Annotated in this window: 9 protein-coding genes, 1 pseudogene and 1 riboswitch; of the genes and pseudogenes, 7 read left to right on the forward strand and 3 right to left on the reverse strand. The window is 64.3% G+C overall.

Annotated elements, in window-relative coordinates; translation table 11 throughout:
* Positions 1 to 2 precede the first annotated feature (2 nt).
* Positions 3 to 578: a helix-turn-helix domain-containing protein gene (locus PQ627_RS15480; RefSeq protein ID WP_018777077.1), complete on the reverse strand. Its 576-nt coding sequence runs from the start codon at positions 576 to 578 to the stop codon at positions 3 to 5.
* 279 nt (positions 579 to 857) lie between these two features.
* Between PQ627_RS15480 and PQ627_RS15485 the strand changes: the two genes are divergently transcribed.
* Together PQ627_RS15485 and PQ627_RS15490 are read left to right on the forward strand one after the other, a co-directional pair.
* Complete coding sequence (locus PQ627_RS15485; protein WP_274262386.1) at positions 858 to 2,393, forward strand: sodium:solute symporter; 1,536 nt, start codon at positions 858 to 860, stop codon at positions 2,391 to 2,393.
* 198 nt (positions 2,394 to 2,591) lie between these two features.
* A riboswitch (SAM riboswitch) is annotated at positions 2,592 to 2,711 on the forward strand.
* A gap of 16 nt (positions 2,712 to 2,727) precedes the next feature.
* Positions 2,728 to 3,051 (forward strand): hypothetical protein, encoded by a 324-nt coding sequence (locus PQ627_RS15490; protein WP_274262387.1) that lies wholly within the window; start codon positions 2,728 to 2,730, stop codon positions 3,049 to 3,051.
* Here PQ627_RS15490 and PQ627_RS15495 read toward each other — a convergent pair.
* On the reverse strand, positions 3,048 to 3,239 hold the full coding sequence (locus PQ627_RS15495; protein WP_144663247.1) for a hypothetical protein: 192 nt from the start codon (positions 3,237 to 3,239) through the stop codon (positions 3,048 to 3,050). The two genes, PQ627_RS15490 and PQ627_RS15495, sit on opposite strands and share 4 nt — an antisense overlap.
* Positions 3,240 to 3,498: 259 nt before the next feature.
* Between PQ627_RS15495 and PQ627_RS15500 the strand changes: the two genes are divergently transcribed.
* The 3 genes from PQ627_RS15500 (at position 3,499) to PQ627_RS15510 (ending at position 6,688) form a co-directional block, all read left to right on the forward strand.
* Complete coding sequence (locus PQ627_RS15500; RefSeq protein WP_274262397.1) at positions 3,499 to 4,653, forward strand: VIT1/CCC1 transporter family protein; 1,155 nt, start codon at positions 3,499 to 3,501, stop codon at positions 4,651 to 4,653.
* Positions 4,654 to 4,739: 86 nt separating this feature from the next.
* Positions 4,740 to 5,633, forward strand: coding sequence for a matrixin family metalloprotease (locus PQ627_RS15505; protein WP_144663246.1), 894 nt, complete (start codon positions 4,740 to 4,742; stop codon positions 5,631 to 5,633).
* 119 nt (positions 5,634 to 5,752) lie between these two features.
* The gene (locus tag PQ627_RS15510) at positions 5,753 to 6,688 is read left to right on the forward strand and encodes a matrixin family metalloprotease (RefSeq protein ID WP_274262388.1); all 936 of its coding nucleotides are present in this window, start codon (positions 5,753 to 5,755) and stop codon (positions 6,686 to 6,688) included.
* A gap of 39 nt (positions 6,689 to 6,727) precedes the next feature.
* On the opposite strand, the gene PQ627_RS15515 is transcribed toward PQ627_RS15510, so the two are convergent.
* The gene (locus PQ627_RS15515; RefSeq protein WP_274262389.1) at positions 6,728 to 7,861 is read right to left on the reverse strand and encodes an LOG family protein; all 1,134 of its coding nucleotides are present in this window, start codon (positions 7,859 to 7,861) and stop codon (positions 6,728 to 6,730) included.
* Positions 7,862 to 8,069: 208 nt separating this feature from the next.
* Here PQ627_RS15515 and PQ627_RS15520 point away from each other — a divergent pair, with 208 nt between their 5' ends.
* Together PQ627_RS15520 and PQ627_RS15525 are read left to right on the forward strand one after the other, a co-directional pair.
* Entirely contained in the window at positions 8,070 to 10,976 is a 2,907-nt protein-coding gene (locus PQ627_RS15520) for a chitobiase/beta-hexosaminidase C-terminal domain-containing protein (RefSeq protein ID WP_274262390.1), read from the forward strand.
* Positions 10,977 to 11,462: 486 nt separating this feature from the next.
* Positions 11,463 to 11,939 (forward strand): annotated as a pseudogene (locus PQ627_RS15525) (hypothetical protein); the annotation flags it as partial.

Below are 11,939 nucleotides of genomic sequence, written 5' to 3' on the forward strand. Positions count from 1 at the left end.
CGCTACCGGCTTGCTGCCGGTACCAGCACCCAGAGCACTTCCACGGTCTCGTCCGTGGGGTTGATCCAAGTGTGGGGTTCACGGCCGGGGAAGGAGAGTGTGTCTCCTTCCTCGAGGTCGTACTCCTCGTTGGTCAGGATCAGCTTGATGCGGCCCTTCACCACGTGGAGCACGTCAACATCGCAATCGACGGCGTAGAGCTCGTTCTCACCGCGGCCTCGGGGCTCGATGGTGGCCTGCAGGATCTGCAGGCGCCGCTCGGAGCGGGCAGTCAGCAACCGTTCCACTATTCCCTGGCCGCCCAAGGAAATCCTGGGGCCGTCGTCGCGCCTGGTCAGATGGGTCTCCGGTGCCGCGAAAAGGTCACCAACAGAGACGGAAAGCACCTGGCAAAGGGTTACCAAGGAAGCTACCGACGGCGAAGTCAGGTCGCGCTCCACGCGACTCAGGAAGCCCTTGGTCAGACCGGTCGCGTCAGCCACCTGCTCAATGGTGAGTCGCTGCGCTTGCCGGGCTGCGCGGATTCTGGAACCGATGGCAACGGGAACATTGCTCGGTTCAACGGGTAGAGCCTTCATTCACGAACCTTTCAGGCCTGTCATGTGGCCCTGTCATTGGAGCAATAGTAGCCGGGAGGCACGTAAACAAGGCCACTGCCGACGTAACCAAGTCCAAAGGATCTTGACTGTTACTCCGATCACAACATATCCTCAGAGGCAACAAGTGTTGTCTGTGAGGCACACAACACGTCCCCAAACTCCAAACACAATCTCCAATCGTCAGCACGGAGACTTCGACGCCCTGCAGGAGTATCGTCGAAAACCCCAACCTCCGTGCATCAGCTCCAAGGACCGTTCATGGAATCTTCGGCTATTAACATCGCAATCGTGGTGGTGTACCTGCTCGCCATGCTGGCGTTCGGCTGGTGGGGCAAGTCCCGCACCAAGAACAACAGCGACTTCCTGGTGGCCGGCCGCCGCCTTGGCCCCTTCCTCTACACCGGCACGATGGCCGCTGTTGTCCTCGGTGGCGCATCCACCGTGGGCGGCGTAGGCCTCGGCTACAAGTTCGGCATCTCCGGCATGTGGCTCGTGGTCGCCATCGGCTCCGGCGTACTGCTCCTGAGCCTCCTGTTCGCCGGCACCATCCAGCGATTGAAGATCTACACGGTCTCCCAAATGCTGAGCCTTCGTTACGGCAGCAAGGCCACCCAGACGTCCGGCATCGTGATGCTGGCCTACACGCTGATGCTGTGTGCCACGTCCACCGGCGCCTACGCCACCATCTTCGTTGTGCTCTTCGATTGGGAACGCTGGATGGCAATCGCCGTCGGCGGCGCAATCGTCCTGGTTTACTCCACCATCGGCGGCATGTGGTCCATCACCCTGGCTGACCAGGTGCAGTTCCTCATCAAGACCGTGGGCATCTTCTTCCTGATGCTCCCGTTCGCTTTGAACGCTGCCGGTGGCATGGACGGCATCCGTGCGCGCCTGGAGGACAGCTTCTTCCAGATCGACGGCATTGGCACCCAGACGATCATTACCTACTTCGTCGTCTACACACTCGGCCTGCTGATCGGCCAGGACATCTGGCAGCGCGTCTTCACCGCCAAGACCGCCAAGGTAGCCCGCTGGGGTGGCGCCACAGCCGGCGTCTACTGCATCCTCTACGGCATCGCCGGCGCATTGATCGGTCTGGCAGCCCGCGTTGCACTGCCCAACATCGACGTCGCCAACCTCGGCAAGGATGTAGTCTACGCCGAGGTCGCTACCCACATCCTTCCCGTCGGCATCGGTGGCCTGGTCATGGCAGCAGCAGTCGCAGCCATGATGTCCACGGCATCGGGCGCCCTGATCGCCGCCGCAACAGTGGCGCGCGCCGACGTCGTGCCTTTCGTTGCCAGCTGGTTCGGCAAGAACATCAACACCGATGACACCGAGAACCCGGAGCACGATGTCAAGGCAAACCGCTACTGGGTCCTTGGCCTCGGCGTCCTCGCCGTGCTTATTTCCATGGCCGCGCAGGACGTGGTTGTCGCCCTGACCATCGCCTACGACATCCTGGTGGGTGGCCTGCTGGTCGCCATCCTCGGTGGCCTGGTGTGGAAGCGCGGCACCGGTATCGCAGCCGCCTGGTCCATGGCGGTTGGTTCAGTGCTGACCTTGGCCCTGCTCATCATGTACGCGGTCGGTGTCATCCTCAGCGAAGACGGCGTTTACGCCAACGAGCCCATCTACTGGGGACTTGCTGCCTCGCTGGTGATCTACGTCGTGGTGTCCTTGCTGACGCCGCCCACGGACGCAGCCGTCCGCGAGGCCTGGGACAAGCGCGTTGCCGGAGCCATCTCGGAGGAACTGCCGCCGGAAGTACACCCGGTAGGCAGCAACAGCTAAGCAAGCAATACACGACGGCGGTGCCGCCCCTTTGCGGGGCAGCACCGCCGTTTTGCGTTCCCGGCCCAAAGAGCGCAGAGCAGGCCTCACAACGCACGGACTTCCACGTTGGAAGGCCCACTCTGCGCGTCAAACCCCACCCAAAGGGCGCAGAGCAGGCCTCACAACGGGGCGGAAGGTGCGGTAGGGTTGTCCCAGCTTCAAGAGATGTGGCGCCAAGCTCCGACTGGCCATGCACCAACCCCATGTTCACGGGTGGTTCGGATGAGGAAGCGGCCCGTCCCGGACCTGAGACAACCGAGCGGGCAAGAGCACTCTCCACAGGAGCAACCCCGTGCCGTACCACGAGCCGAGCCACACGCAGCCAAGCCACCATGAGCCGGCCCCAGCCCAAAGCACCCCCGCCGCAGCCGGCACCGCAGCGGTCAAGGTAATTCCCGCCGTCGACCTTTACCTCGGCACGGTGACAATATTGACCCGGAACCGGACCCTGTGTTTCCGGCATCCACAATCGCGGGAGATCGCCGCAGCGCTGGCGCAGGCGGTCCGGCCTTCCACGTGGTGTGAGGCTTCGGGGACGCTGACGGTCACGGTAGCCGCGTGGGGCAAACGGGAAGGCCGGCCATGCGCCTTCATTCTCAGCAGGGAAAGCGCCTAGATTTCCTCGTCCTCCTCGCGGAAGTCCTCGGTCTCATCGATCGGCACCACCCGTTCGTCGTCTTCGGGGGCGTCCACTTCCTCCACCCAGGGCTCGTCAACTTCCTGGTCTTCGGCGTAGTCGTAAGCCGGGTCCGACTCGATGGTCGTGCGTTCGGGGTAGTTCGAGTGTGATTCGGTGGTGTCCATGCTGCTACCTCCGTCTCGTGGGCCCGCGGGAGCCCGGTGGCCAAATGCGGGTTGATGAAACCCGCCCCTGTCCTTCCATCTGAGCACCCGGGCAGGCATGGGTCAAGGCCCGCAAAACGGTACAGGCGACGCCCGAAATTACGGTGCACCGAACATTCCAGCTAAGGAATACCAGCCAAAAAACCCCGCCGATAAGCGGTAGTGTGGGGCGTGCAATGGGGCCGCAACTACCCCACCAAGCACAGGAGATAAAGTGCAGATGCACCAGGAATCCCAGAGTCCGTCGAGTCCCGCTCCGGATCCCACCCCCGAATCATCAGATTCCCAAGGCACCGCCACGCCCTCGGCGTCGGACATCCGGCGCTGGCGGCAGTACCTGGCCGATGAACGGGCCGAAGCCGCCGTGTACCGCGAACTTGCCCAGCGCCGCGACGGCGAGGAACGCCAGATCCTGCTGGCCCTGGCCGAAGCAGAGGGCCGGCACGAGGCCCACTGGCTCAAACTCCTGGGCGACCAGGCCGGGATGCCCAAAGCAGCGTCGGCCCGCAGCCAATTCCTCGGTTTCCTGGCCCGGAACTTCGGTTCCGTCTTCGTCCTTGCCCTGGCACAGCGCGCAGAGGGCCGCTCTCCGTACGGCACCGAACCCGCGGCGACGCCCGCAATGGTTGCTGACGAGCAAATCCACGAGGAAGTCGTCCGCGGCTTGGCCACCCGGGGCCGCAACAGACTCTCGGGCACCTTCCGTGCAGCAGTCTTCGGCGCCAACGATGGCCTGGTGAGCAACCTCTCGCTGGTCATGGGCATGGCCGCCACCGGTGTACCGAGCTCAGTGGTGCTCATGAGTGGTGTGGCCGGACTCCTGGCAGGCGCACTGTCCATGGGCGCCGGCGAATACGTTTCCGTCCGCTCGCAACGCGAACTGCTCAACGCCACGCTCCCCACGCAGGCGACACTCACCGCGGCCCCCTCGTTGGACATCGACCACAACGAACTGGTGCTCGTTTACCTGGCCCGTGGCATGACCCGGGAGGCAGCCGAGCACCGGGCCGCCGAGCGCATGGGACTGTTCAGCTGCGACTGTGATCCCAGCCTTTCCCTGCAGCCCGAAAAACCGGTCACCGACGAGCACGAATCCGTGGGTTCTGCCTGGGGCGCGGCGATGTCCAGCTTCTGCTTCTTCGCCTCGGGAGCCATCGTGCCCATCCTCCCGTTCATCTTCGGCATGACGGGCATGGCCGCCCTCCTGGTGGCCGGCATTCTGGTGGGAGTCGCACTGTTGGCGACCGGCGCCGTCGTCGGCTTGCTGTCCGGGACGTCGCCGCTTAGCCGTGGACTGCGGCAACTGGCCATTGGACTCGGAGCAGCAGCTGCCACCTACGGCCTCGGGTTGCTGTTCGGCGCAGCGATCGTTTGAGTTTGGACGGCTGCACCGGCAGACCGTAATGTTGGTTCGTCCTCCGCGCTGCCCTGCGTGACCAAGGGCATGAGGAACGGAGAACCGTGGACGCGGAGCGGGAAACAACGCAGGTGCCGAGGCACCGGCACAAGGGGTCAGGTGGTCGTTTCCTCCGCGTCCTGCTCGTGGCCATCGTTGCCGCACTGGCAGCGGTCCTGGTCACCGGGTTCCTGCACGGCGACCCCCGCATCACGTCGCTGTTTCCGGGCGTCAACGTCCCGGGCAGCCCCCAGATCGGAAAGCCCCAGCCCACCGCGGCGCGCGTCCCCGACGCGCCACCGCCAGGACTCGAGGAAGCGGATGCCCCGCTGGCCTCGCCAACGGCGCCCGGCACCACGAACGATTCGTACAAGTTCCTGGCGACCAACGACGACGGCACTCCCGTCGGGTACTCCCCTTGCCGCCCGCTGCACTACGTGGTGAACAACGCCACCGCGCCGCAGGGAACCGACCAACTCCTGGCCACGGCGATTGCCAACATCTCGGCGGCCTCCGGCATCCAGTTCGTCAGTGATGGAACTACTGATGAACAGCCCGCAGACAAGCGCGAGCCCTACCAGCCCAACCGCTACGGCGACCGGTGGGCTCCCCTGCTGATCTCCTGGACCACTCCCGAAGCAGCGCCTGCGCTGGAAGGCAAGGTCATCGGCACCGGCGGCAGCACCATGTATTCCCTGGACAAGGGCCCCAAGAGTTACATCACAGGGAGCCTGGAACTAGACACCCCGCAGATCGCCGATCTGCTCTCGGAGCAGGGGGGCGCGGACTATGTCCTCGCCGTCATGCAGCATGAACTGGGACACGTCATGGGCCTGGATCACGTGGACGATCCCATCCAGCTCATGTATCCCGAGATAGGCGCCCCCGATGGACTGGCCGCCGGTGACCTGAATGGTCTCCACCTCCTGGCCTCAGCTCCTTGCCGCAAGGACATCTAGCGGATCTCGTCACTTGAAACCGGCGCCATGGACTCCGGACCCTGCTGGACCTATGCTGACGGATACGGCCGACGGCGGCGCCCCACCGCTCGTCCGCGGCCTCCACGTCAGGGGGTTCCATGGAACCTTATGGGTCGTCCAAGTGGCCGGACCCGGATCCTCCCCGGCCCGGTTTCCTTCCGCCGTCGTCAGGTCCGCGCGAACCGCCTGAGCCCCGGCCACCCATCAAGCACAGCAGCGTCGCCGCCATTTTGTTCCTGCTGGGGATCCTGGGGCTCGTCTGCGCCGGCGCTTTTTTCGGCGGCGAACTGCAACAGTTCCTGTACGGGTCATCCAATACGCAAAGCCAGCCGGCCCGCCCCGGACTGGCACCTTTCGGGCAACGGGATGATCCCTTGCCCGGCCGGGAAGAAGCGGATGCACCACTCGGGACGCCTCCGCCTGTGGTCCAAGCCAGCAGCTCGTACAAGTTCCTGGCCGTCAAAGAGGACGGAACACCGCTTGCCTATTCGCCCTGCAGGCCCATCCATTACGTGGTGAATTCGGACATAGCTCCGGCTTCCTGGCAGGTCTTTGTCGAGAAGGCCGTCCAGCAAGCCAGCAATGCCACCGGCTTGAAGTTCATCTACGACGGGCCCAGCTCCGAGATCCCCTCCCCTAACCGTTCCGGCTACCAACCCGCCAGGTACGGCGATCGTTGGGCGCCTGTACTCATCGCGTGGAGCACACCGGAACAGGTTCCGCGCCTGACCGGGCAAACCGTGGGCTTGGGCGGGAGTTCCTCCATCGGCCTGAGCAACGGATACAAGGCGTACGTGACAGGGACGGTGTCATTGGATGCCCCGCAGTTCGCCGGCATCGTGGACACCCCGGACGGGGACGAAATCGGCGTCGCTGTCATCATGCATGAACTGGGCCATCTGGTGGGTCTGGACCACGTGGACGATCCCCGCCAGCTCATGTACGGCCAGGCATCCTGGGTCCGGCACTATGCCGCCGGTGACCTGACGGGCTTGGCCAAGCTCGGCGCCGGACCCTGCAGCAAGGACTTTTGAACGGGGGCGCGTACTGCCGCCGCTCACCCGAGTACCCGCTCACCCCGTCAGGACCGCGAGCGCCTCGTCCACGGTATCCACCAGGAAGATCCTCTCCGCCATGGGCTTGCCCGATGCGAGGCTTTGCAGCATCGGCCAGGCCGGGAAGGTCCCTTCCCAGTGTTCGCGCCCCACCAAAACCATGGGCGTGATGGTTTCGGGCGCTCCGTAGTAGTTCTCGCAAGCGTCCTGGAAAATTTCCTGTACCGTTCCTGCGGCCCCGGGCAGGAACACGATCCCGCCGTTGCAAAGTTCCAGGAGGATGGCCTCCCGGATGGCATTGGCAAAGTATTTGGCAATGTGGGTGGCGAACAGGTTGGGTGGCTCGTGCCCATAGAACCAGGTGGGGATGCCCAGCGTCGGGGTACCGTCGGGATAACGTTCGACGACGGCCGCCGCCTTCCGCGCCCAAGCCGTCACCGAGGGCCTGAACCCCGGAACCTCGGCGAGCGAACCGACGGCGGCTTCCAGTTCGGCGTCGGGCCGTCCGCTGAAGTACGCCCCCAGGTTGGCCGCTTCCATGGCGCCCGGGCCTCCCCCGGTGGCGACGGCGAAGCCGGCCCGCGCGAGCAAACTTCCCAGGCGGGCGGCGTCGGCAAACTCTTTGGAACCGCGCTGGGCCGCATGGCCGCCCATGACTCCCACGATCCTGCTCCCGGCGAAAGCTCCTTGGTCAAGTGCCTCGTCCAAGGCATCGCCTATGGCGTGGTCGTGCAGGGCGGCGGCGAGCGTCGCGTCCAGGCTTTTGCGCTGGCCGGGCAGGATGCTCCACTGGTAGACCTGCGCGTCGCGGGTGGCCTCGTACTCGGTTCTTGAAATGTCCGGATAGAGTTCCGCCGGGGTGTAGAGACTGCCACGGTACGGGTCGAAAGGTATGCCGTGCAGCTTGGGGAAGATCAGCGCACCGCGGCTTCGCAGGCTGTCCTCTACACCGGCGTCGAAGGTGCAGCCAAGGAAGATCGCCCCCTGGGGGTCCATGGCCTTGAGCTGGCGCGAGTACCCCCGAAGGTCCAGCGATTGCGCGTGCCAGCCGTGCATTGAGACGGCCCCGGCACCCAGCAAGCGATCGAAGTGAACCACGCTTTCGACGTCGAGTGTTCGAGGGCTGGGGTTCAACGCTGCGGTGCGGTTCATGGAATCAGCGTAATGGCCACCCGATCCGGTCCGCTGGGATTCGACGATGGTCCGAGCCGGACCCTAGCCATGGTGATGACCCAAGGAGTACAGTAACCATCACTGCTTCACTTCCATTTGGTGGAGGAACCGCAGTACCCAATTGAATGACGTCCGGTGGGCGTCGCAAATTTGCCGGCTGGGGGGCCCAACATCTGCTCGAGGAGCAATGGTTGTGGACCGTCCAAAATACGCTCGGCGTCGTCGTCAGTTTCCCCTGTTTCGTACCCGCAAAATCCTTGGCCTGCTGCTGGGCTCATCTGTTGCCTTCTCGGCACTGACCGTGGGAAACGCTGCCCCTGCTTCGGCAGCGGTTCCGCCTTGTCCGGGCACCGGGGGTGCCATGCAGGTTGTGGCCCACACCGATGATGACCTGATTTTCATCAGCCCGGATTTCATGCGGGACATCCAGGCCAAACGCTGTGTGCAGACCGTCTACACCACAGCCGGTGAGGCAGGGGAGGGCCCTGCCTACTGGAACAGCCTCGAGGCCGGAATCCGGGCAAGCTACTCCAAAATGGCCGGCGTCGCCGATGCTTGGACTACCTCCGACGCAGGCATACCCGGGCGTCCCCTTACGCTTCAAACATTGAACGCGGCGCCGAACATTTCGGTTGTTTTCATGCGGCTTCCGGACGGCTTTCCTGACGGGACGGGCAGCAACCGTTACAACGGACAGAGCATCCTGAAGTTGTGGGATGGCAGGCTCAGCTCCATCCGCCCGGTTGACGGTGCGGCAGCCTTCACCAAGAGCCAATTCCAAACCACGTTGAACCAGCTGGTGGCCAATTACCGACCCACCACCTTCCGCACCCAGGATTGGACGGGCAGCTACCAGAACCCGTACGACCACAGCGACCACTGGGCCACGGCAAAATTTGCCCAACTGGCCAGCAGGGCTTTCACCGGTCCCCATACCGCGTCGGCCTATGACGCGTATGTGATCGACGAGTATGCCCAGAACGTCACCGGCGCAGATTTGACCAACAAGGTCAACACTTTTGTGCGGTTCGCCGACTTCGACAAGTACCTCTGCGGGAGCCCCTGTCCGGCGCCTCCCTACAGTGACTGGCTCAAGCGGCAATACATTACTGCCATTGAGTGGACGGGCAACGCCGCCAAGTCAGCAGGCACCACTGTGAGCGCCTCCTCGCAGAGGGCCTCGGCTCAGAGCCCCGAAAAGGCTCGCGACGGGTACGCCTGGGGCACGCCCATGGATGCTGGCCGGGAGTGGGTGACCAACGGCGGAAAAGCCGGCAGCTGGATCCAATACAACTTCTCCCCCGCCAAGACCATCAACGCAGTGACGCTGTTTGACCGGCCGATCCTCAGCGACCAGGTAACCGGCGGAAACCTGGCCTTCTCCGATGGCAGCGTTGTGCCTGTGGGCGCCCTGCCCAACAACGGCTCGGGGCTGACGGTAAACTTCCCGGCCCGAACCGTCACCTCGGTCCGCTTCAACATCAGCTCAGTCAGTGCTTCAACCACCAGCGTGGGTCTGTCCGAGTTCGAGGCCCACATCACTGCCGATGTCATCGCGCCGGAAGTAACAGCGACACCCGCAGGCGGAACGTACGACATCGGGCAAAAGATCACACTGGCAGCGAACGAGCCGGCAACGATCTACTACACCGTTGACGGCACCACCCCCACCACGGCCAGCGCCAAATATGCCACTCCCATCACCGTGAATGGTCCGCTGACGCTGAAGTACTTCGCTGTGGATACTGCCAACAACACGTCGGCCGTTGTCACCCAGAACTACGCCACCGGCCCTGACGTCACCAAGCCAGTGGTGACGGCCAACCCGACAAGCGGTCCATACGCTCCTGGCACCACCATCACCCTGACATCCAATGAGGCAAACTCCGTCATCAAGTACACCAAGGACGGCAGTGATCCCCTGGCAGCAGGCGTGGTGTACTCCGCACCGATTGTGTTCCCGGGACCGGATCCGATGACCCTCAAGTTCTTCGCCACGGATCCTGCCGGCAACGTATCGGACGTCGTCACGCAGACCTATACCGTCCCGCCGGACACCAGGGCACCTGTGGTGACGGCGAGTCCGACCAGCCGGGCACTGGCCAGCGGGGCGACCATCACCCTCTCCGCCGATGAGCCGGGCGCCAGCATCTACTACACCACCGACGGCAGCACCCCGACTGCCACGGTATCTGCAACGAACATCTTGTACTCCACCCCGATTGTCATGGGGACGACGCAACTGAACCTGAAGTACATCGGAGTGGATACGGCAGGGAACGCCTCGCCCGTTGGAACCCAGACGTACACGGTTCCCGCAGCCGGTCCGCCGTCGTCCCATGACTTCAACGGTGACGGCAAAGCAGATGTCCTGTCCTCCGACAGCGCCGGCAACCTGTTCCTCTATCCGGGTAACGGCGCCGGCGGACTCGGCCCGCGGCAGACGGCGCTTCCGGCGCCGGCATGGTCAACCATCACCGACATCATCACCCCCGGTGACTTCAACAAGGACGGCAAGCCGGATCTGCTGGCCCGCGGCGGAGATGTGCTGTGGTTCTACCCGGGCGACGGCGCCGGCAGCTTCGGCGCACGGGTCCAGGTGAGCATCGGGTGGACCACCATGAGCCAGCTGTTCTCCCCCGGCGACTTCAGCGGCGACGGCATACCGGATGTCATCGCCCGGAGGAGCAGCGGGGATCTGCGACTCTACGAGGGCACAGGGAGCGGTGGTCTTCGTACACCAACCACCATAGGAACCGGCTGGAATGTTATGAATGCAATTCTGAGCACGGGGGACTTTAATGGAGATGGTACGACGGATGTGCTGGCCAGGCGCGCGGATACAGGCGCCCTCTGGCTCTACCCGGGCGACGGAACCCGCGGATGGCTCCCCTGGAAGCAGATCTCCGCGGGCTGGGACAACCGAACATTGATCGCAGGACCCCGGGACCTCGACGGCGACGGCAAGAACGACGTAATCGGCCGGATCGGCGACACCCTGTGGCTCTACCCAGGCAGCGGCAGCGGGACCCTGAGCAACGTCCCACCCGCCAGTCTGGGTACCGGTTGGCAAGCCATGACGATAATCGGCTAGCCAACCCCAAAAACCTGGCGCGGGTCGGAGTTTTCCCCCAGACTCTTCGGCCCGCGTCAGCTATGTCCTCCTTTTTTCGCGCTCTTGGTGGGGGCACGTGGGGTTGCGCGGGCGCACGTGGTGTTGCGCGGGCGCACGTGGTGTTGCGCGGGCGCACGTGGTGTGGCGCGACGGGTACCGGAAGCGCGTGCGACGGCGGTACTCGACACTGCGCGCTTGGCTCACGCCGGCGCGGGGCTGGGTTTGGGGCCGAGTGCTGGGTTGGTATCTCGGGTGGCGGTTCAAGGGTGCCGGAGCAGGCCGCGGCCCCTGCGGCGCTTCACGTTGTCCACATAGGGTGGTTTGTCCACATACGGGGGTTGTGGGCTTATGGGGTTTCTGCCGGGGTGACAGGCTTGATTCATGGATGGGACGGGACGGCTTGTTGCACCCGGGACGATGTTTCCCGGTCGCGGAGAAGCGCCCTTGGTGGGGCTTGATAAAGCTATGAGGGCCTCCCCTGTGCTCGGCCCGCCCACCGCTGGCTCCGCCGGATCCCTATCCGCAGATCATCCAGACGGTGCCCGCATTCTGCCCCGGATTGCTGACACGGATGCGACCAACGTGGCCCGCGGCGGGTCTGCCCCAGAGGTGGGCGGGTTCCTTGATGATGCGGTGGAGGCGTTGGCCGGTTTGCGGGGTGCTGCTGCGGCGGATGCCCGGTTGTTCGGGTTCGTGGAGGCGGCGGATTTCGCGGGCAGGGTCGAGGAGATCTCACGGGTCCTTGAGTACGTTCAGATCATCGCGGCCCAAGCCGTGGAACGGACCCGGAACCAGGCGCGGTTGCAGGTGCAGGGATCGGGCGCGCCGGAGTGGCGGACAGGGCGGACCGAGCCTGCAGCAAATGGGGGCGCGACTGGTGCTGGGGCGGGCACTAGTCCTAGTGCCGGCGCTAGTGCGGGCAGTGTCCTTGATGACGGGTAC

This window comes from Paenarthrobacter sp. AB444 (assembly GCF_028736865.1).
Taxonomy (GTDB): Bacteria; Actinomycetota; Actinomycetes; order Actinomycetales; family Micrococcaceae; genus Arthrobacter; species Arthrobacter nicotinovorans_B.